Source organism: Ruminococcoides bili (assembly GCF_040093295.1).
In the GTDB taxonomy this organism is placed as follows: Bacteria; Bacillota; Clostridia; order Oscillospirales; family Acutalibacteraceae; genus Ruminococcoides; species Ruminococcoides intestinale_A.
On sequence record NZ_JBBNJY010000016.1, the window covers coordinates 25,949 to 45,735 of the forward strand.

The window sequence follows — 19,787 nt, forward strand, 5'->3', positions numbered from 1 at the left end:
AGCTGAGATTTTGCAATACTTATTTTTTTATGTATTCTTTTAATTTCTTAATATCGTGTGTAATTTCTTTGCCTCCGTTGTACTTATCAATCCAATAAGAGTGAATTTCGCATATTAATAAAGCAATACCGTTAATAACCAATAATGGGAATAATATAATATCCATATTTATAACTATAACATTTTCAACATATGAGAACAGATCATAATTGTTTATATGATAATCTAATATAGAAGGAAACTGTTTGTTGCAAATAAAATAGGCAAGAGGTGTTTTTATTAAAGAAATTACACCTAATGAAATTTCAATTATAGCATTGCAAGTTTTTGCTACCTTTGTATTAGCAATAAGGTTAATTATTATGAAGAGTATCGGAAAAACATATAAAGATTTAGTGTAGTTCATAACTATTATTGAAATAAAAAAATTAATAAGTATAGAAGCAATTATGAACATTCTTAGTGATGTAAACGGCGTAATAATATACTTTGATAGATTTTCAAAAATATCTAATAGGTAAATATAGCAGAAAAAAATAATACCACTTATTAAGAATCCTTTATAGCTTTTGAAACAGCCCAATATTGCTACTGTTAAACCTAAAAGGACAAGCAATATTTTTTTAACTGCTCTAACTTTATTATTTGATATAATCTTTTCTATTTTAGGTTTTAAGTGATAACTTAACTGCATTATTTTAATTTGAAATTTCCATATAAATGTAAAAGGAATATCAAAACACATAAAAATAAAATTCATCATATAATTCATCACCTTTGGACAAATTATATCATTTTTTATCTTTGTTTTCAATCCATAGCGTTCTTATTTGAATGGGGAGAGATACAAGTATTGCAACAAAAAATATTGGAATTGATTCACTTATAGATAAATACATAGCAAATGTCATCAATAACAGTGTTGGAAAAGTGTATGTTCCATCTTGTAATCTTTTAACACTATTATAAACTATTAAATACGCTGATAAAAATATAATAGATAACCATAAGTGTAAGTCTAAGTCCATCATTATGTAATAAAAAAACTGACATAAGCAGGAGAAAGCAATGGTTTCAGAACTAACTGTTCTACTTTTGTTTTTAATTATAATCCATAATGTTCTTAAGATACAAGCAAATACAATGAAATTTGCTATAATCAAAAGATAAGGTGCTATTGCATTAAAAAGTGCTTTGAAAATCGTTTCTTCTTGCATATAAAACTAATCTCCTTAAAGTATAAAAAGCAGCTAAGTTTTTTAACAATAAAATACTTATCCGCTTTCCATTTAACTATTAAATCTTTTTAAGGAACATAATTTTTTCCTTATATTCATACACTGTGAATTTTAGGTGTTTTGTATCACTTTTGTTAAGTGAATAGGTTATTACGCCATTCATCATATTAACAGGGATATTCATATTACTATTAGCAGAAATTATATTTCCCATACTAATATTATCATATGGTACAAAATATCCTTTTCTACATTCAGTGATCCTATAAGATGAATTATTTATTACGCCGTTACAATATGATTTCGAATAGTGTTTTAGTAAGTATTCTTTTAATATTTTTTGTGATATTGTCTTTATTTTATTTTCCATCTTAAAACCTCGCTTAGAATAACTATTATTAAATATTGTTTGACTGAATGAAATGTTTTTGTTATGATAAACTATATATATAATAAAGGAGTTTAATAATGAAGCTTTTTGCCAATTATAGTGAAGATTGTAAAAAATATAAGCTAATAAGTGTATTTGATATTATAGATAACTATAAACAATTTTGTCAAAGAAATCCTAATACCAAACTTGAAATAGAGGATTATTACAAAAACAATTATAAAGATAAATTATATAGTACACACAAACATGACAAATTAAAAATGTCATTTGTACATAAAAGAACTCCTACGGAAAGTTGCTTTTTTAAATATGATAAAACAAATGTTAATCAATATGTATCAAGAGAAGAAACTATATCTCACAGTATATACAAAGACATCATAAGTGAGTTAGAAGTGCTAAACTTGTTTATTGATGGACAAATTGTTAAAATATATCCGGCTTTCTCAGAAATAGAATATAGATTTAAAGCTAATGGTGAAGTTTACATTGCAGATGTTTATATAATGTTTAATAAATCAGAACCTGCTGAATACTTATATAAATGGAAAGGCTGACTATGCTTTGAAATTAACCACACACACGCTGTTGATACAATAAAGAAAGAAAATTGTTATTATGAAGGTATCCCAATTTTTGAACATACCATAAGTAAAAAATTATCATTTGAAAATGTTACATCAAGTAAAGAATTAATAGATAGGAAAAACTTTGTAACAAATATGTTGTCTGAAAAAATATATGGAAAAATTCTGTCAAATCCATCGTCGAATGAATACATTAATTATATCAAGTGTATAAATGAAAATTACACACTTAAATCAGAATTAAATAATTTGATAAATAAAAACAACGAATTATTATCAATCCAAAGTGAAAACAAAAAGGAGAAACAAAAATTAGAAGAAATTATTAAAATGATAAAATCAGAAAATAATATTTTGTTAAGTTTCAAAAAAACGGTATTATCAAATAAAGTTATTAAAATGCTTTTAAAAATGAAAAATATTAGTTATTAATTTAATAGTAATCATCATACATATACATAATTTCATTACCACAAATAAAAAGTATAAAATCCAAGTTAAGTAACTCATCATAACTTGGAGAAAACTCAATCGAACCATTTATCATAGTCATAGGAACTTTGGAACAGTCAGACGAGAAATAAGCTCCTTCGGTATAATCATAAATTTTATAGGTAGCTTTTTCTATTGTTCCTTTACGACAACCATTTGGATAATTTTCTTGCAAATAATCATTTAATATTTCACAAATTGTCTTATGGTATTCGTACTTCATATGAGATAACTCCTTTTCAGATGTGTAAAAAAGCAGCTAAGTTTTCACTTAACTGCTCCGATTGGTATATTGACTTTTATTTTTTAATAATATATAATAGTTACAGAGGAAACCGTTTAAAGCGGTTAGCCACCGTAATCAGGCTATATTTCTAATAACCGTCCAATGGCAGTTGGGCGGTTATCTTTTTATGTATTTAATGATCTCAAGAAGTTCTACTAACAAAATAATCAGTAATACTAACTCGGTCATACATATCACCCCCTTATTCGGGAGTGCTAACCGCCTTTAACTCCTCTGCAACTACTCCATAAAGCCAAAAGGCTGAATGGCTGCGTTACATATGTGGTTTAAAATTGTTTGTTTGCGTTTGTTGTATACTTAGTGCCAAATTAAGCTGCTCGTTTTCCAACTTGAGTTTTTCGTTCTCGGCTTTAAGAATTTGGTTTTCATAATTTACTTTTTGCAAACTATCTCCGAGAACTTTGATTTTATTTATGCTTTCAATGACTGTTTTGTCATTATCATTTAAATAGTTATACTGTAAATCTTTTAATTTCCTGTCAGTTCTAATTTCATCTTTTATGCGGATAACATCTTTACTGACTGTAAATATGTTATTATTTACAGTAGAAATATTTTGCTTGATTTCGCTGTGTTCTCGTGACAATGATTCTTTTGCAATATTAGTGTTTTCAAGATTTGCATTATGATTTGTAGTTTCGTATCCTAATCTTGAGTTTAGTAAATCATCAATACTCTTTTTTGTTTCTTCCGGAATATGCTTTAAAAATTTAAAATATACAATAACAGTCAATATAGCCGATGTAGCAATACTACAACCGATATTTATAAATATTTCGGTCATTAACCCCATATCATAATTTCCTCCCGCTATACTATTATACATTTGTATAATACATACTGCTTGAAAACATAACAGCGATAGATGTATTTGTATTTCAATAATATGTGCTAACAGTGTTATCTGATAAAAAGCTTTATTTTTCTGCCTTTTTACTGTTATTACAGTGTTGAACACTTCTATTGATAATGAAACTATCGTACCTGCTGCAAATATTACAAAAGCAGCGAATATAATTATTGAAACATAATAATAGTTCATATCGTTACACCTCTATTCTACAATTCACATTTTTGTTTGTCAATAATTTGTTTGTTAATTGTTTTTATACAATCCGCAGTAATAGTATGTGTATTGGAAGAAATACAAGAATTGTAATAAAAAAGCAGTCAAGTTTTAATACTTAACTGCTTAAATGTGATATAAAATTATTTTGTTAAACGCAATCCTGAAATTTTAATATATCCAATTTCATCTGTTATATATCTGTCATCGGCAAATACGGTAAAACAAATTTCTTTTATTTCTTTCCATGAATCCCGGGAAGACATTTTTGCTAATGGTATAATGTGATGCTTGTTTTCAAGCGGAAAGTCGATAAATTGACTTTGCTGTACATTCTTTATTTGAAATTGTACTAATTTAATACTTTGAGAAGTATCAAGTGAAAATTCTAAATTATAATTTTCATCGTAGTAATTTTCTAAATTTATAAAAGGGGTAAAAGAAAGTAAAATCATTGCAAATTGGCATCCGGGCAATTGCTTTACTTTTTCGGGCATTGTAATCTTTGCTTTAATAACAGGGCCGTTACTTTCGTTTTCTATATTACAAATATCTCTTGTTACATCATACGATTTTACAATTTGTATTGGACAATATTCATTAAATCTATCGGTAAGATAAAATGTACTGTTATTTGTTTCTTTGGGCTTTTGTGAGTTATTATAATTATTAATAACATCACCTTCAATATTACCGAATACATTACCGTTTACAACACCTATATTTTGAGAAACAGTTGGCTTTATGTATTTAGCAAATTCTAATGTTTTTTGGATTTCTTCGTCAATATTAATATATTCTTTAAGTAATCCTTCGGATTTCAAATATACATCAGGTGTATTATTTATATATTTACATATTTTATCAAGTGATTTATCGTCCAGTATCCAATTTGATAATTTATTTTTGAGAAAGTCTTTTGTAACAGAAGTTCCCTTCTTTATTAAATCCCAAACTGCACTGCTTACAATTCCGGAAGTTAGTTCATTCATAGTATCCCTCTTTTTATTAATGTGTTGTCATATTGACTTTTAAATTTTTATAATATATAATGTAGTTACAGAGGAAACCGTTTAAAGCGGTTAGCCACATTTGTTTATTAAATTATAAAATAATCGTTCAACAAGTTTTAGCGGGCTGTTGGGCGATTATTTTTTTATGTATTTAATGATCTCAAGAAGTTCTACTAACAAAATAATCAGTAATACTAACTCGGTCATACATATCACCCCCTTATTCGGGAGTGCTAACCGCCTTATATCCTCTGCAACTACTCCATAAAGCCTTTAGGCTGAATGGCAGGTATTACATATGTTGTGTAAAATTATTGTTAAAATGTTGTGCTTGATTTAATTCTGACTGCAATTCAAGTATTTGTTTCTGTTGCTCAACAGATAGTGTTTGCAATCGTTCAACTTCTTTCATTAAGTTGTTGATAGATTCCACATAATTTTTTATGCTGCGTTGCTCATCAGTTAGATTTTCATATTTATATTTACTCCTTTCAATTTCTTTAATAAGCGTTTTATCGACATTATTTAATAAACTGTAAATTTGGTTATCATTATTTTCTAATGATTTTTGTGCCTTTTCTATGTTTTGTTGTGTATCTTTATTTTCGCTACGAATTAAGTCCTTAACTTTTTCGTTGTCAGTACTTAAATCTTTTTGGCCTTCTTTTATTGATTTATGTTCATTAGATAACTCCTTGTTGCTTTTTACTGATTTAACTATATCAATGATAACTCCGGTTAAAAGTACAAGGCAACTGCAAAAAACAACCCAATCCATCATATTGCTCCAATTTATCAATTTATTTATATCAAAGTGCATATATTTCACCTCTATTCTACAATTAACATTTTTGTTTGTCAATAATTTGTTTGTTGATAGTTTTTATATAATCCGCAGTAATAAAAGAATATAAGAATTGCAATAAAAACAGTTTAGTACAAACACTGCAGTTCCGCACTAACTGCAGTGTTTCTTCATTTTAATAAAAGGAGAAGGGGTATGTAAGGTGCGGTTTATTCTTTAATTTCACTTAAACTGAATTGACTTGAATTTTGGACAATTATAAAATGAATTGCTCCACTTGAGGTTTTTATTATAAGCATAAACAGTTGTAAGTTTGCTGCAATTATTGAAAGCCTTATCGTTAAGCTTTCCGATATTTTGAGGCAAAGTTACTGTTGCGATTTTTGAATTGTTTGAAAATGTATTAGAACCGATTTCGGTAACTACATAGTTGTAGCCGGGGAGAAATCCCGGTACTGTTACATTTGTATCATTGCCAAAATATGATTGAGAAATCAACTTTGAATTACTGCTCATTTGAAATATAAAATCACCATATACAATGATTGATTTTGATAGATATTGTTGTAGCAAAGATATGTCGTTAATATCCAATATTCCGCTACGGTCAAAGTCAGCGTAAGCAGGATAGAATTTTATTTTTTTATCTCCTGTAAGATATTGTTGTGTTAATGATACATCTACAACATTAATAATTCCGTCAAGGTTTACATCACCCATTTTCGGTGCTGCGTTTACCGGTGATGATAATAATGCTGTTGATAAGCTAAGTACTGCTAATGAAGCACAAATTATTCTTTTGATTTTCATATTTACCTCCTTGTGGGGTGTTGGGCTGTTCCAAATGTTTTGAAACAGCCCTGTATTTCTATCATCGGGGAACGATGAGAAGAAAGCTGTTTAAGTGTTTGATATAACTTCAATGAGTCTTTCTTTTGGGAAAAATTTTCTTAAATATCTGCGTATAAACTCATCAAGTTCATTGTAAGCAACTGTATATTTATTATTGTTAAGATAAAATTCAAGCTGCTTTTTAAGAAACTTTAATTTGTATTCGCAATTTTGATATTCCTGATATGGAACATAATTTTGTGTATTACCGTTTGCAGAAAAATTCTTAAATCGTTGACTAAACATATTAACTGATTCGGCAGTGGTAGGAAATGCAGTTGCGTAATATTTTAATACCGAGCTTGTACAGTTTAAAACTGTAGCTGATAAGGTCATAGTCAGTTCGTTCGGTAACTGCTCTTTTTCCTTTAAGTGTCCCACCGTGGGACACTTGTGGTTGTTTGGTTCAGGATTAATTGCCTTTTCAGATGAATTATTAACTTTTTCTTTCTCTGCTTTAAGAGGTTCAATTTCAATATTTTCTTCCTCAATATCAGCTTCTTCTTCAAATAATACCGGCACATCAACTTTTTGATAAAAGATTTCTTGCAGATTGTCAGGTTCAAGTCTTATTCTTCTTGCAATGTCTTTATCAATCTTTTGGCAAACCGAGGCATTATTAAGAATAAAATTAAGCAATGAGATTTGTTGTTCCTCTGAAAGGAATGAAAGTTCATATCCTGCACCGACTGTAATTGCTCCGCTGTCAACTTTGTTAAGTAAAGGTTTAATGAGATATGTAAGTCTGATGTGTCGATGAACAGCTTTTCTGTTTGTGTTGTTTTGCTCTGCTATAGCTGATACGGTAGATTTACTGCCAAGTTTTTTTAATAGTTCGGATTGTTCCGCATAACTGAAAGCAAGTTCAGAAGGGAGATAGTCTGTATTGCGGTCATTATTAGTGGCCAATAAGATTAGCCTTTGCTTGTCCGGGTCGGTTTCGCTTTTTATTATTGCTTTAACAGATTTTTGCCCATTCAGTAGGCATGCTCTTTTTCTGTGCCTGCCTGCAAGTAAAACATATCTGCCTTCTTTTTTTGACTTCACAACAGTAACAGGGTCAATCTGTCCTATGTGTTTCATACTTTCTGCTATATTATCTATTTTATCTTGATGTATACTCTGCGGTTGGTCATCTATTTCATCAATCAATGATATGTCAATTTCTACAACTTGATTTTCCGTGCTTCCACCGAGCAATTCAGAGTATGCCTGCTCCGGTGTTTTTAATATTTGCTTTTTGGGTTTAAAAAAATCAGGCATTTTCACATTCCTCCATAATCCTATGTGCAGCTTCTATATACTGAGCACCTACAACTGATTTGCAGTCTGAAACGCTGCTACGATGAAAACCTACTGAGTTTTTTGTTTCTGTTCTATATGATATATATGTATTAAAAACAAGATCGTTATAACTTTCTTTAAGTGCGTTGTAAATTGTAGCGGAATGTCTTGTATTAGTCTGATACATAGTAACAAGCATTCCGAGAAGATATTTACGAATATCGGTATCTTTCTTAATTCGCATAAAACTGTCAAGCATTTGTTCTACGCCCTCATAACTGAGTAAATCTGCCTGAACAGGAATAAGCAGCTTATCACAAGCGTTGAGAACATTTGTAACAAGCAAATCAAGAGCAGTTTGACAATCAAATATAATGTAATCGTAATTTTCGTTAAAGTAGTCATTCTCAAAAATTCTTGAAATTACAGTTGAACTGTTATCATCTGCAGCAATAATTCCAAGCATACCGGCAAGCAAGTTAATTGACGGTATAAAGTCAAAGTTTTCTTTTTCACAATAACGAATACAATTTTTAAAATTTACATTTTGTTTTGTAACTGTGCTGAAAATAATATCGGATGTTGTAGGCTTGCCATCGGCTTCCCAATTAAGCCAGTTTGATAAATGGTGCTGTGGGTCGCAATCAACAAGTAATACTCTGCGATCATTAACAGCAAGTGCTGCTCCGAGATTTAATACAGTTGTAGTTTTTCCTACTCCACCTTTTTGATTTGATACTGCAATTTTTATTGCTTTGTTATTTTCTTTCATTTTTCGTTCCCCCGATTAAATGATAAATTTTTTACTAAGTGTCCCACCGTGGGACACTTGTTAGTTTGAATAATATAAAAAGACTGCTCGAAAAAGCAGTCATAATTACATCATCATAGCCATTCCCATATCGGGCATTGCTATTTGATTTGGTAAAATGGGTTGTGTCACCTGTGCAGCCTGAACATTTTTAATTGATGGTGTAAGTTCAGGTTTTAGACTATTGTTGATATTATCCGCAACTGATTTATATGCTCTATGAGAGTGATCAAGTGATTTTGTAATGTCAGCCGAAGAGATATTTTTGTCTGCACACATTGTTTTGTATTGATCGGCAAGATGTCTTTGCCTGCTCTCAGGTATTTGCAAGCCAAAGTATGACTGCAACATTACCGATGTTGCGTCAGCTTCAAATTCCATTTGAGCTTCACTTTTAATTTGAGTTTTATCAAGCTCTTTATGTAAAATAGCGTGTGCGGTTTCGTGTGTAAGTACTGATAATTTTGTTGAATCGTCAAACATACCGCTAAGCGAAATTGAATTGCTTGCAGGATCAAAGAAGCCTCGCAGTGATACTGAATTAAATTGATTTTCGTGTACTTTACAATTCAACTCTTTTTCGCAATATGTTTTCATAAGTTCGTATAGCTGTTTATGCTGTTCTGATGTGTAACCAAGATCGAAATATTTAGGATAATCTTCTTTAGGACAATTTGTTTGTGCTATGTCAAAAACAGTACCGACTTTAAAATGTATTCGTTGCTCTGCCTCAATTCTATGTTGCTTGTAAGCCTCTTTCTGTTCTTTTGTAGCTTTACTGAGAGGAACAGGGCTGCCGTCAATATTAAGGTATGTCTTTATAGTTGGCACAAGTATTTTCATTCCGTGTTCGCCACGCTTAACCGAATAACCCATATCCTGATATGCTTTATAGCTGTTACAAAACATTGCACCCGGATTTTGCTGATAAATAAGCATTGTGTTTCTTGAACTGTAGTTATAAAAACGAGTTGAAAATTGCAAGTATTCAATCATATTCTGCGGATTATCTTTAAAGTTCTTAGCAAGTTCAATGACCTTTTGTTTCATTTCTTCTTTTGTCTGTTCTGATTTTGCCGGATCGTAAGCCAAATTCAACACCTCTCAATCTGCATATTGATTTATAATCCCTTTTTGTACATCATACGGCAATTCTGCAATACTTGTTAAATCTTTTGGAGAAATAGTTTCTCCTATTTCAATAAGATTTTCGGGTATTTCACAGAAAAATAATTCGCCGTCCTCACGCTTGACAATAAGTTTATCTTCATAATATCCGACAACCTCATTGTCTGTGTATGGTTCTTCAAAACTTAATATACTCATAGCTGCCTCCTGTTTTTTATATAAAAAAGACCTCATAAACAAAGTTGTTGAATATTGACCATATTATTACAATATGTTACAATATTGTTACCTGATTGCTTACGAGGTGTATTTTATGACTTTATGTGCTGCTTATCAGCAGTTCTTGAAAGAAAAAATTTCTGAAGGTGTAACTGAACAAACTTTAAAATATTATAAATATAATTTACCGAAGTTCATTGAATGGTGTGTAGATAACAAAATAGAAAATGTCGAAGATGTTTATACTCATTTATTTGAAGATTACAAACTCTATTTAATTGAAAATAAAAACGGTACTAAAAAAATATCACTGCAAACTTATACAAGAGCAGTGAAAACATTTTTATTATGGTTAAATGAAAATGAGTTCATTCAAAATGTGGGTAAGTTGAAACTTATTAAAGCTGAAATTGCCAATATAGTTCCTTTGTCAGATGTAGAAGTAAAAATACTTCTCAATAATTTTGATAACTCATACTTTGGTATTCGCAATAAATTAATGGTAATGTTTATGCTTGATTCAGGTCTGAGAAGAGGAGAAGTAGTAAGTCTTGAATCAAAAAACATATTTATGCATAACAACACTATGTTAGTGCAAGGTAAAGGAGAAAAAGAGCGATTAGTACCTTTTGGTGAAGAAACTAAGCGATATATTAATCGTTATTCACACATGAGAAACGAATATGAAAAACGCTTTTTCCAAAAAGAAGATGGTACACCGATTACCGATAATACAATCAAGATGTATTTTCAAGATTTAAAAGAAAGCACAGGAATTATCAGATTGCACCCTCACTTACTTCGCCACACTTTTGCGACTAACTATATCCTTTATGGCGGTGATGTTGAAGAACTGCGAATATTGCTCGGACACACAAGTTTACAAATGACAATGAAATATGTGCATTTAGCTACACAACAAAGAATACTAAATCAGCGTTATCATAGTCATATTGATAAATTATTTTGTCAATATGATAATAAATTGGCTCAATATAGTGGTAGCTTTTAATCAAGGTGTCCGGAGTTCGAATCTCCGATGGGTCACCATAAAGCCGCAAGGTATATAGCCTTTGCGGCTTTACTTATATAAATGTAAAAGACACTGTCGGTAGTTTGCACAAACAACTTTTTAAGTTGCGCTGATTAGAATAAGCGTTTTACACAAAAATTATATATTGGGCTGTCGCCAAGCGGTAAGGCAACGGACTTTGACTCCGTCACCCGTGGGTTCGAATCCCGCCAGCCCAGCCATAAGCACCGATTTTTGAAGTCGGTGCTTTTCTTTTTGGAGTGTTAAAAAATCAAGGGGTCTAAGTCAAGGTGTCTAAATGACTATCAAACTTATTATTCACTAATTGCATTTGTGCAGCCAAATGAATATATATTTGAGTGATTGAGATAGAACTATGACCGAGTAGGACCCTGAGTACTTCAAGATTACCGCCCTGATAATATAATTCGTTGCAAATGTATGTCTTAACAAGTGCGGATACAGCAGACTTATGCCTGATGAAATTTTTAAACGCTGGAATAGCATTTTTATTGCATTTGATGTAATAGGTTCTCTTTCCATAGTTAAGAAAAGAGAGTCTGAGTAACAGGGCTTCTCTGAACGAAATGCAAGATAAGAACTTGTAAAATAAAGTGTGTAAGTTAAGAAATAGCTTGCACACTTTTCTTGACAAAGCCTATGAGAGGAGAGGGGCGCTTGGCTACAAGAGTCCAAATCAGATCTTGACAGAGAAACTTGCGGCGTGAGCCGAAGTTTTTGTCCGCCTTTTCCGTTCCGCTACGCTCCATTCCAAAGGCGGACAAAAACATTGTACCATAGAACTGCTTTTATTTTTTGCACAAATTGGGTCACATCTATTCACAACGCAGATGGATTATGTGTGAATTTCAGAAAAAAATCATTGACTTCAGCACTTTATTATAGTATAATAATAAGATATAGCTTGCAGTCGTTAAGCTGCTATATTTTATATATTTTTTTAAATGCAAGTATATGAATGGTGGTTGATATGAAAAAATTCAAAGATAATATATTAACCTATATTAGCCTTTTTAGCAGTGCAGGTGTCGGTTGCTATGGATTTAAGATGCACGGATTTGAGTGTATCGCAACAAATGAAATTGTTGAGCGCCGTATAAATGTACAGAAGTTTAATAATAAGTGTAAATATGAAACTGGCTATATTTGTGGTGATATTACAGAAAATAGCGTTAAACAGCATTTACTCGGCGAGGTTGAGCGTTGGAAAAAAAATGAAAAAATCAACAATGTGACTGTTATTATATCTACACCTCCGTGTCAAGGAATGTCAGTAGCTAATCATAAAAAGGCTGATAATGAGATAGTCAGAAACTCTCTTGTTATTGAGTCTATAAAAATTATTGAGGAGATCAATCCTCTTTTCTTCATATTTGAAAATGTTCCTTCTTTTATGAAAACTATATGTACTGATACTGATGGGACAGAAAAGCAAATATCAGAAGCAATAGATGTACACTTGGGAGTTAAATATGCTACTTACTCACAAGTCATCAACTTCAAGAACTATGGAGCGTGTTCAAGTCGTTCGAGAACTATTGTCATAGGGGTTCGAAAGGACTTGGCAGACTTTATTTCTCCCTTTGAGTTATTCCCTGACTATCAAGAAGAAAAGACTTTGAGAAATGTTATAGGTAACTTGCCAGCTCTGAAAAATTTTGGAGAAATAAGTAATACCGACATATATCACGCTTTTCGGGTATATCCTGAACATATGCGTAGTTGGATTGCCGACTTAAAAGAGGGTGAATCCGCATTTGACCAGTCCGATATACACAAAGTTCCCCATAAAGTCGTAAATGGTGAGATAGTTGTAAATATTCGCAAAAACGGAGATAAATATCGTAGGCAATATTGGGATAAGGTTGGACCGTGTATTCATACAAGGAATGACCAGCTTGCAAGTCAGAATACTATACACCCAAGTGATGATCGAGTATTCAGCATTAGAGAACTAATGCTGATGATGACAATTCCTAATTCTTTTAGGTGGACTAATATATCTGAACAAACACTTAATTCCCTCTCTATTGAGAAAAAACGAGCTTTTCTGAAAAAAGAGGAGATAAAAATTAGACAATGCTTAGGAGAGGCTGTGCCAACAGCTATTTTTGATAGCATTGCTGATAAGATTGCTTTTTTTTTCAGTAAGCAGCACCTCGTCGATGCAGAGGTTAAAAAGCTGATTGACACAACAGATCTAAGTTCACTCGATAGTATCATTGGCTATATTTCTGCTAATTTTGATACAGTTGGCATATCATCTATTTCAAAGGTTGTTGAGTATGCAAATGCTAAGCGTGAGCATAATGCTGCTTTTTTTACAGATAAGTCTATACTTAATGAGATAATGAAGTATCTCCCCGATATTAACAAAGATGTAATTCATATTCTTGAGCCTTCCGTTGGAACAGGCAATTTCATACCATTCGTTATCAAAAAGTACGCTTCTGCCAAATCAATCATAATTGATGTTGTTGATATTGATTCTAGTGTTATTTCGGTCTTAAAATATATTATTAACAAGTTTAATCTCCCTGCTAATATAACAATCAATTTCATCAATGATGATTTCTTGCTTCATAAGTTTAATACTCATTATGATTTAGTGATTGGTAATCCTCCTTTCAATAAATTAAGCTCAAATAATAGTACTTTGAAACTATATAAAGCACAGGCGGTAAACACAGATACAACCAATACTTTCTCTTTCTTTTTGGAGAAAGCAGTACAAATCAGTAACTATGTTTCTTTAATCGTTCCTAAATTTCTTTTGAATACCCCCGAATTCAAGAAAACAAGAGAGATATTGGAAAAAAAACGTATAGATTCTATAATTGATTTTGGAGAAAATGGGTTTAAAGGCGTTTTGGTTGAAACAATATGCGTTAATGTTAATACTTTGGAATTAGGAGCTAAAACAATTGTACGGTCAATAACTGAGCAAATAACCATAATTCAAAAGCAGAGTTACATTACCGATCATCACTTTCCATATTGGTTAATCTATCGAAATGATTTTTTTGATACCATAGCCAAAAGACTTGTTTTTGATGTTTTTAGGGTGTTTAGAGATCGACAAATTACTAATAAATTACTTTCCGATAAGGGTGATATAAGAGTTATCAAATCTCGTAATATCAACGATTCTGGAACCAGAATTGAAGATATAAAGGGTTATGACTCCTATATATCTTCGGAAGATGCTAGGAGGTTAAGCGTTTACTTTTATTATGAAAATGACACAGTATACCTAACCCCCAATATGACTTATAAGCCACGTCTGATAAAAAAGCCCCCATATGTGCTTGTTAATGGTTCGGTTGCAATATTAACGCTAAAAGATGGTTATACAATAAATGACACCCAAAGAGGATATTTCTCAACAGAAGAATATAGAGCATTCTATAAGATAGCACGAAATTATCAAACTCGTTCCCTCAATGTTGATAGTAATTCAGTTTTCTTCTTTGGTTTACTAAAAGAGGTATAATATGAGATTTTTAAGTAAAAAGGAGATTAATTCATTTCTTTCTCAAAAAAATTATGACATCCGACTATCACATAACGCAAGGTGGATTGATCAGAAGTGTACTCCTGATGTTATCTCCATAATTGCTGACTGCATTGTGAATTATGTTGCTGAAAAAGGCAATGATTTCTTCTCGTCAATGGATATTTGGCATAATGACTACACCGTTAAATATGTAGAAAACATTTTCAAGAAACCTAATCCTGATGAATCAAAAGCTCGAAATGAATATGATAAATTCTTTCAGCAACCTATGGAGTTGATGGCTTACGCAGGTATCCTTGAAAAGAAAAAGAATAAAAACAGAAACTTTTATCGCATTGCTAATGAGGAGATTATGGAATACCTATCCTTGCGTGATTACAATGCTTTGACCTTTTTGCAGTGTTATATATCTAAGGTTTTAACTGATTCAGGATTAATGAAGCTATTTAATGGCTTTTTTAACAATACAAGTAAAGAGGATTTTGATAATCTCAAAGAAAACTATGAAGATTTCATCATCGCTTATACTCCTATAAATGGAAGAACAGAGTGCAGAAGAATTTTCACTAAAGTTATTAACCCTCTTGCGTTTCTTCATGGAACAGAGGGGACGGAAAAAGGCAGACTCTCTAAGCATAAGATTACTTACGATATGTTAATGTATAATCGTGATAACTTCAGGGACATTTATTCCGATAAGCCCAAAGATATGACTCGTTCAGAATATGAGAAAACTGCAAAAATCAGTGTAAACAAAAATCTTACAAAATATATGTCTGCAAAAGCGAAGAAAATTGTTCGCATTTATAACGATCAGTTCCGTGCAGGCAATACAGAAGTTACTTATGACAAGCAGCATATCGGTGATATAGCAACGCATATCCATCACATATTCCCCGAAGCTGACTATCCTACGATCTGCCACTATATCAAAAATTTGATTGCATTAACGCCTACGCAACACTTGAATTATGCCCACCCAAATGGAAATACTCAAAAAATCAATCGTGAATATCAACATATCTGCTTGCTAGCAAAATCTGATACAATAAGATATGATATAGAACACCATTCCGAACCAATCTACTCTTTTGAAAAGTTCTTGTATGTTCTGTTCATCGGTCTTGAAAGTGATTCATTTAGTCAAATTGAAAACGGTGATTATGACGGCTTAGTTACTGCGATAAACTTAGCTTATTCAACTTGATATTCTCCTGACTACAATCAGATGTTATTATAGAACGGAGGTGAAAAGCCAATGGAAAAACTTGTGTTCGGTAAGAACGGTCAAGTTCATTTTGATTCTGTGGAAGAACGTGACGAAGCTATTGAATATATTAAGAACACTCCTGCTAATGTTGACTATAATATTCATGAGGATAATCAGAATCAGGGTGCTTGGGGTTCTGAAGACAGAATTCATTTCAGAAGTGAAGACGGTGTTCCAGAATGCCTTAAACGTATTATGACTGCTGGAAATGATAGTATCTATGGTAGAATTAATTGTAAAGAGTTTATTGAATACATCAAGTCCCACTGATTGAGCAATATCGAATCTAAGATGTAGTGATTTTAAAAGCTGTTTGATTGTAGTTCCTGAAATAGCTTTGCGAGCCTATGAGGAAGCTTATAGGCTCGTTTTCCTTTGGCAATAGACGATACCATTAATGATTGGCTTGATGATGACTTCTTCTTTACCTTGATTCGCTATCTTTATATTCCTTCTGTCCGTTCACCATCCCACAAAAATAGTGATGAACCACTTTTTTTATCAGTCATCGCTTTTTTGTGTTATTATTTTATTTAATTTTCAAAACAACTGCGAGAGTGAATTTCATATTTTCGGGGTCAAAATTATGACTTACATTACCGTTGTATTGTTTTGCTATTCGTTCTATACTTTTTATTCCGTAGCCGTGAATAAATTTATTGCTTTTGGTTGTCTGTAATTTGCCGTCCTTAAGATTAGGAGCACTTGCACAGTAATTCCATATGTTGATTACAATATAGTTTGTGTTCGTTTGCTTAACTGTAAGCTCAATTTTTTTGTTATCGGCATTTTGCGTTGCCTCGAGAGCGTTTTCAAGAATATTATCAAGTAATGATGTTATATCGTTATTTGAAATGCAAGAAAAATCTATATCTCGAATATCGCAGTAGAAGTCAATCTCTTTATCTTTGCAAGCACTGACATATCTGTTTATGATTGCATTTATAAGTTTGTTATCGCTGTATTTCTTTAAGTATTTAATCTGATAATCTTCATACAGACTGTCAATGTATTTGTTTATGCTTTCAAAGTCTTTTTCGTTTGAAAGTTCTTTTATTGAAAGCAAGTGGCGTTTTATATCGTGAATTAAAATATTAGAATTTTCGTATTGATTTTGTAAAATAGAGTAATATTCGGTATCAATTTCTGATTTTTGCTTTTGCAGCTTTAGCGCCGTGTTTTCGTATTGAGTTTTCAATACGTCTTCGTGTACAAGAAAAACAACTATATTTGAATACATTAAAAGCAGAGCGCCTACCGCAAACAAAACATATGTAAATTCGTCAAGTTTATAGTTAAGCGAAATGTATGACATACCGCATATTATAAGTATTGACGCCATCGGCAGAAAGAAAAGCATATCTGTTTTATTTAGCTTCAAATTTTCTTTATTTTCTTTGACGGAAATTTTAGATACAAAGTATGCAATAAAGAAGAAAAATAACTGCGAGCTGCCGCTTAATAAGAAAAATATCATACCGTTCTCAGTGATTCCTTTAATATCAATATTAAAAGTTACCATTACAAGAAACAGCAGAGTCATTTTTGTTATGAGAGTTATAGATGTGAGAAGAATTGAAGTAAATATTGCTTGAAAAACATTTGTGTTAAAGCAAAAAATACACAGCAACAGATTGCAAGCTAAAAATGCTACAATATTTGAATATTCGACACCTACCGTATTTATTATAAATTGCAGTGCAGCAGACAATGAAAAACATAAAAATAAACCCATATTGCTCATTTTCTGAGCAAATTTGCTGGAAATAAATATGTAAGAAATGATTGCCCCAAATACCGTTACCGTCGCATAGCTGAAAATTATCATACAATACCTCCCGCAAAATCAAAAAAGGCTTTTTTAAATTCTGCGTATTTTCTTTGCGAAATGCAATGCTCCATAAGATTCTCATTGGCCCCCTGAAATGTAATTGAACTTTTATCAAAGTTAATTACATTCTGTAAGTTTACGATATAGCTTTTATGCGATTGGACAAAGCAGTTAGGCTGATTGATTATTTCGTACCATTCGGCAGGTTTCTTATTGGTTTCGTATGATTTGTATTTAGTAACGATAAGTGAACCGTGTTTTCTGTTTTCAATATAGAGAATATCCCTTGTTTTTACGGTGAAAATTTCGTCATATTTTTCTATTATAATACTTTTACTGATTTTCTTGTAATAGTCAACGGCTTCAAGAAAATTTCTGTTAAACCTTTCAGTGTCAATCGGCTTTGAAAGATATCTGAAAACCTGAATTTTCATTGCACTGTCAAGGTAAGCCGGATATGAGGTAAGAATCATAATAATAATGTCAGGGTTTAATTGTTTTAATCTTTCCGATACCTCAAGTCCGTTTACGGCAGGCATTTGAACATCGACTATAGCGATGTCGTAAGAATGTTTTTCTTTAAAAATAAAATCACCGCAGGTACGCATATCTATATTAAATTCTATTTTATAGTTTTTTTGAAGATTACGTATAAGTGACCGTACTTTTTCGAGTATTGATTTATCATCATCACAAAGCAGAATATTAAGCACCGAAATTCCCCCTTTAGAAGATATTATACAACATAATTTTTAATTTGTCATATAAAAAACATCACTTTTGACTTTTTTTAATGCGTTTTTGCCCAAACTGTAACAAATGAAAATCCTTGTGCTATAATAAAAACAGTAAATAGAGGAAAAACAAGTACATTTAGAAGTTTTGTATTTAGCGGTTTTGATTATGGCACTTCACAGCTACTTCATACATCTGCGATATGATGTGTGAAGTAAAGCGGTGCTGTGCAACGGTACGGAGGTTTGTATAAAATAAAAAGGGAGAAATACTCTTGAATACAGTTGCATTACAGGATTTTTAATCATATGCAAAAGTTAATGACAATGTTATTAACAAATTCAAGAATAAAATTCCTGAAACTTTGCTTAAAATTTGGCAAAATTACGGATTAGGCACTTTTATGAACGGATATATTAAAGTGATTAATCCCGATGATTATCAAAGTATAATTGATAATTCATACTTTCCGTATAAAGACGCAGTTCCAATTTTTGTAACTGCATTTGGTGACATAATTACCTTGGAAAGCGGCGAGTATATAAGTATAATGTATTTTCGCTACGGAAAATGTGAACTGATGCTCAAAGATTTTGATTTCTTTTTAAAAAGACTTGCAGACAAGAGCTTTTTAAACGAATTTTTTTCCTTGAATCAGTATTATAAAGCTGTTAATGAACATGGAAATTTGTTGTATATAGAGTGTTTTGGTTATATGCCTTTATTAGCGCTCGGTGGGGACGAAGACACCGATAATCTGAAAAAATTTCAGATACCGGAGCACATAGCGTTGATAAATTCATATTTCCTCATACTGATGTAAATCCGTTCTGCCTGACATCTTGAGATTTATAAAAACTGAGTAATCGGCAATATTGATGTTTAAAGAGAGAGGGAGCAAGATGTTAGGCAACGAGATTTAATTTTAAATTTGATAGTATCTTATATGTTTTAGTGGTATCTGCAGTTAATGAGGATACTGCTTTTTTTATTTATATTGTTATAAAATTTATAGGCTCTATGTCAATAGTTGGGGTAAATTATGGTTTAGCATAGTGTCGGTTGGGGATTGAAATTTAGCTAACGCTAAATTATCCTCCCAAAAACAAAAAAGTTTACTCAATTTTTTCAAAAATTGCGGGTAT

General features: G+C 31.5%; 21 protein-coding genes, 2 tRNA genes and 1 pseudogene. 9 read left to right on the forward strand and 15 right to left on the reverse strand.

Annotated features, from left to right (window positions below; translation table 11 throughout):
- Window positions 1–19 precede the first annotated feature (19 nt).
- The 3 genes from AAAY30_RS06645 to AAAY30_RS06655 form a co-directional block, all read right to left on the reverse strand.
- The gene (locus AAAY30_RS06645) at window positions 20–763 is read right to left on the reverse strand and encodes a hypothetical protein (RefSeq protein WP_302199071.1); all 744 of its coding nucleotides are present in this window, start codon (window positions 761–763) and stop codon (window positions 20–22) included.
- Window positions 764–791: 28 nt separating this feature from the next.
- On the reverse strand, window positions 792–1,217 hold the full coding sequence (locus AAAY30_RS06650; protein ID WP_302199072.1) for a hypothetical protein: 426 nt from the start codon (window positions 1,215–1,217) through the stop codon (window positions 792–794).
- 79 nt (window positions 1,218–1,296) lie between these two features.
- Window positions 1,297–1,608 carry a hypothetical protein gene (locus tag AAAY30_RS06655; protein ID WP_302199073.1) on the reverse strand — a complete coding sequence of 104 codons (312 nt, stop codon included), beginning with the start codon at window positions 1,606–1,608 and terminating at the stop codon, window positions 1,297–1,299.
- A 98-nt stretch (window positions 1,609–1,706) separates the two neighbouring features.
- Between AAAY30_RS06655 and AAAY30_RS06660 the strand changes: the two genes are divergently transcribed.
- Window positions 1,707–2,189 carry a hypothetical protein gene (locus AAAY30_RS06660; protein ID WP_499215919.1) on the forward strand — a complete coding sequence of 161 codons (483 nt, stop codon included), beginning with the start codon at window positions 1,707–1,709 and terminating at the stop codon, window positions 2,187–2,189.
- 463 nt (window positions 2,190–2,652) lie between these two features.
- Here AAAY30_RS06660 and AAAY30_RS06665 read toward each other — a convergent pair whose 3' ends face one another.
- The 9 genes from AAAY30_RS06665 to AAAY30_RS06705 all read right to left on the reverse strand — a co-directional run bounded on the left by AAAY30_RS06665 (window position 2,653) and on the right by AAAY30_RS06705 (window position 10,214).
- Window positions 2,653–2,934: a hypothetical protein gene (locus tag AAAY30_RS06665; protein WP_294657054.1), complete on the reverse strand. Its 282-nt coding sequence runs from the start codon at window positions 2,932–2,934 to the stop codon at window positions 2,653–2,655.
- A 337-nt stretch (window positions 2,935–3,271) separates the two neighbouring features.
- Window positions 3,272–4,060 carry a hypothetical protein gene (locus AAAY30_RS06670; protein WP_499215918.1) on the reverse strand — a complete coding sequence of 263 codons (789 nt, stop codon included), beginning with the start codon at window positions 4,058–4,060 and terminating at the stop codon, window positions 3,272–3,274.
- Between the two features lie 167 nt (window positions 4,061–4,227).
- Window positions 4,228–5,076, reverse strand: coding sequence for a Het-E N-terminal domain-containing protein (locus tag AAAY30_RS06675; RefSeq protein WP_295050849.1), 849 nt, complete (start codon window positions 5,074–5,076; stop codon window positions 4,228–4,230).
- Between the two features lie 313 nt (window positions 5,077–5,389).
- Window positions 5,390–5,875: a hypothetical protein gene (locus tag AAAY30_RS06680; RefSeq protein WP_303248424.1), complete on the reverse strand. Its 486-nt coding sequence runs from the start codon at window positions 5,873–5,875 to the stop codon at window positions 5,390–5,392.
- A 249-nt stretch (window positions 5,876–6,124) separates the two neighbouring features.
- Window positions 6,125–6,712, reverse strand: coding sequence for a leucine-rich repeat protein (locus AAAY30_RS06685; protein WP_419563880.1), 588 nt, complete (start codon window positions 6,710–6,712; stop codon window positions 6,125–6,127).
- 90 nt (window positions 6,713–6,802) lie between these two features.
- Window positions 6,803–8,056, reverse strand: coding sequence for a ParB/RepB/Spo0J family partition protein (locus AAAY30_RS06690; RefSeq protein WP_499215917.1), 1,254 nt, complete (start codon window positions 8,054–8,056; stop codon window positions 6,803–6,805).
- On the reverse strand, window positions 8,049–8,849 hold the full coding sequence (locus AAAY30_RS06695) for a ParA family protein (protein WP_195410786.1): 801 nt from the start codon (window positions 8,847–8,849) through the stop codon (window positions 8,049–8,051). Before AAAY30_RS06695 ends, AAAY30_RS06690 begins: the two co-directional genes overlap by 8 nt.
- Window positions 8,850–8,954: 105 nt before the next feature.
- Window positions 8,955–9,980 carry an ArdC-like ssDNA-binding domain-containing protein gene (locus tag AAAY30_RS06700; protein WP_418525227.1) on the reverse strand — a complete coding sequence of 342 codons (1,026 nt, stop codon included), beginning with the start codon at window positions 9,978–9,980 and terminating at the stop codon, window positions 8,955–8,957.
- Window positions 9,981–9,992: 12 nt separating this feature from the next.
- On the reverse strand, window positions 9,993–10,214 hold the full coding sequence (locus AAAY30_RS06705) for a hypothetical protein (RefSeq protein WP_177379018.1): 222 nt from the start codon (window positions 10,212–10,214) through the stop codon (window positions 9,993–9,995).
- Window positions 10,215–10,329: 115 nt separating this feature from the next.
- Here AAAY30_RS06705 and AAAY30_RS06710 point away from each other — a divergent pair, with 115 nt between their 5' ends.
- From AAAY30_RS06710 to AAAY30_RS06720, 3 genes are all read left to right on the forward strand, one after another.
- Window positions 10,330–11,247, forward strand: a complete 918-nt coding sequence (locus tag AAAY30_RS06710; protein ID WP_195410783.1) for a tyrosine-type recombinase/integrase — start codon at window positions 10,330–10,332, stop codon at window positions 11,245–11,247.
- Window positions 11,223–11,285, forward strand: a tRNA-Ser gene (locus AAAY30_RS06715). Before AAAY30_RS06710 ends, AAAY30_RS06715 begins: the two co-directional genes overlap by 25 nt.
- Window positions 11,286–11,414: 129 nt before the next feature.
- Window positions 11,415–11,489, forward strand: a tRNA-Gln gene (locus AAAY30_RS06720).
- Window positions 11,490–11,589: 100 nt separating this feature from the next.
- On the opposite strand, the gene AAAY30_RS06725 is transcribed toward AAAY30_RS06720, so the two are convergent.
- Complete coding sequence (locus AAAY30_RS06725) at window positions 11,590–11,964, reverse strand: tyrosine-type recombinase/integrase (RefSeq protein ID WP_417425203.1); 375 nt, start codon at window positions 11,962–11,964, stop codon at window positions 11,590–11,592.
- Between the two features lie 295 nt (window positions 11,965–12,259).
- Here AAAY30_RS06725 and AAAY30_RS06730 point away from each other — a divergent pair, with 295 nt between their 5' ends.
- The 3 genes from AAAY30_RS06730 to AAAY30_RS06740 are packed head-to-tail and all read left to right on the forward strand — an operon-like array spanning window position 12,260 to window position 16,346.
- Window positions 12,260–14,782: a DNA cytosine methyltransferase gene (locus tag AAAY30_RS06730; RefSeq protein ID WP_302191447.1), complete on the forward strand. Its 2,523-nt coding sequence runs from the start codon at window positions 12,260–12,262 to the stop codon at window positions 14,780–14,782.
- Window position 14,783: 1 nt separating this feature from the next.
- Entirely contained in the window at window positions 14,784–16,013 is a 1,230-nt protein-coding gene (locus AAAY30_RS06735) for a hypothetical protein (RefSeq protein ID WP_370740069.1), read from the forward strand.
- A 51-nt stretch (window positions 16,014–16,064) separates the two neighbouring features.
- Entirely contained in the window at window positions 16,065–16,346 is a 282-nt protein-coding gene (locus AAAY30_RS06740) for a hypothetical protein (protein ID WP_302191445.1), read from the forward strand.
- Window positions 16,347–16,605: 259 nt separating this feature from the next.
- Here the strand turns inward: AAAY30_RS06740 and AAAY30_RS06745 are convergent, their stop codons facing one another.
- Both AAAY30_RS06745 and AAAY30_RS06750 read right to left on the reverse strand, forming a co-directional pair.
- The gene (locus AAAY30_RS06745) at window positions 16,606–17,904 is read right to left on the reverse strand and encodes a sensor histidine kinase (protein ID WP_252559540.1); all 1,299 of its coding nucleotides are present in this window, start codon (window positions 17,902–17,904) and stop codon (window positions 16,606–16,608) included.
- Window positions 17,901–18,620 carry a LytR/AlgR family response regulator transcription factor gene (locus tag AAAY30_RS06750; protein WP_252559541.1) on the reverse strand — a complete coding sequence of 240 codons (720 nt, stop codon included), beginning with the start codon at window positions 18,618–18,620 and terminating at the stop codon, window positions 17,901–17,903. Before AAAY30_RS06750 ends, AAAY30_RS06745 begins: the two co-directional genes overlap by 4 nt.
- Window positions 18,621–18,967: 347 nt before the next feature.
- Between AAAY30_RS06750 and AAAY30_RS06755 the strand changes: the two are divergent.
- A pseudogene (locus AAAY30_RS06755) lies at window positions 18,968–19,159 on the forward strand (GAD-like domain-containing protein); the annotation flags it as partial.
- 63 nt (window positions 19,160–19,222) lie between these two features.
- Window positions 19,223–19,465, forward strand: a complete 243-nt coding sequence (locus AAAY30_RS06760; protein WP_295026010.1) for a T6SS immunity protein Tdi1 domain-containing protein — start codon at window positions 19,223–19,225, stop codon at window positions 19,463–19,465.
- The last annotated feature ends 322 nt before the right edge of the window (window positions 19,466–19,787 follow it).

Coding starts and splice junctions, on each gene's coding strand:
- AAAY30_RS06730 (WP_302191447.1), top strand. CDS start 12,260: ATGAAAAAATTCAAAGATAATATATTAACCTATATTAGCCTTTTTAGC.
- AAAY30_RS06645 (WP_302199071.1), bottom strand. CDS start 763: ATGATGAATTTTATTTTTATGTGTTTTGATATTCCTTTTACATTTATA.
- AAAY30_RS06740 (WP_302191445.1), top strand. CDS start 16,065: ATGGAAAAACTTGTGTTCGGTAAGAACGGTCAAGTTCATTTTGATTCT.
- AAAY30_RS06745 (WP_252559540.1), bottom strand. CDS start 17,904: ATGATAATTTTCAGCTATGCGACGGTAACGGTATTTGGGGCAATCATT.
- AAAY30_RS06670 (WP_499215918.1), bottom strand. CDS start 4,060: ATGAACTATTATTATGTTTCAATAATTATATTCGCTGCTTTTGTAATA.
- AAAY30_RS06690 (WP_499215917.1), bottom strand. CDS start 8,056: ATGCCTGATTTTTTTAAACCCAAAAAGCAAATATTAAAAACACCGGAG.
- AAAY30_RS06685 (WP_419563880.1), bottom strand. CDS start 6,712: ATGAAAATCAAAAGAATAATTTGTGCTTCATTAGCAGTACTTAGCTTA.
- AAAY30_RS06675 (WP_295050849.1), bottom strand. CDS start 5,076: ATGAATGAACTAACTTCCGGAATTGTAAGCAGTGCAGTTTGGGATTTA.
- AAAY30_RS06735 (WP_370740069.1), top strand. CDS start 14,784: ATGAGATTTTTAAGTAAAAAGGAGATTAATTCATTTCTTTCTCAAAAA.
- AAAY30_RS06660 (WP_499215919.1), top strand. CDS start 1,707: ATGAAGCTTTTTGCCAATTATAGTGAAGATTGTAAAAAATATAAGCTA.
- AAAY30_RS06705 (WP_177379018.1), bottom strand. CDS start 10,214: ATGAGTATATTAAGTTTTGAAGAACCATACACAGACAATGAGGTTGTC.
- AAAY30_RS06760 (WP_295026010.1), top strand. CDS start 19,223: ATGCTCAAAGATTTTGATTTCTTTTTAAAAAGACTTGCAGACAAGAGC.
- AAAY30_RS06710 (WP_195410783.1), top strand. CDS start 10,330: ATGACTTTATGTGCTGCTTATCAGCAGTTCTTGAAAGAAAAAATTTCT.
- AAAY30_RS06665 (WP_294657054.1), bottom strand. CDS start 2,934: ATGAAGTACGAATACCATAAGACAATTTGTGAAATATTAAATGATTAT.
- AAAY30_RS06650 (WP_302199072.1), bottom strand. CDS start 1,217: ATGCAAGAAGAAACGATTTTCAAAGCACTTTTTAATGCAATAGCACCT.
- AAAY30_RS06695 (WP_195410786.1), bottom strand. CDS start 8,849: ATGAAAGAAAATAACAAAGCAATAAAAATTGCAGTATCAAATCAAAAA.
- AAAY30_RS06655 (WP_302199073.1), bottom strand. CDS start 1,608: ATGGAAAATAAAATAAAGACAATATCACAAAAAATATTAAAAGAATAC.
- AAAY30_RS06680 (WP_303248424.1), bottom strand. CDS start 5,875: ATGGATTGGGTTGTTTTTTGCAGTTGCCTTGTACTTTTAACCGGAGTT.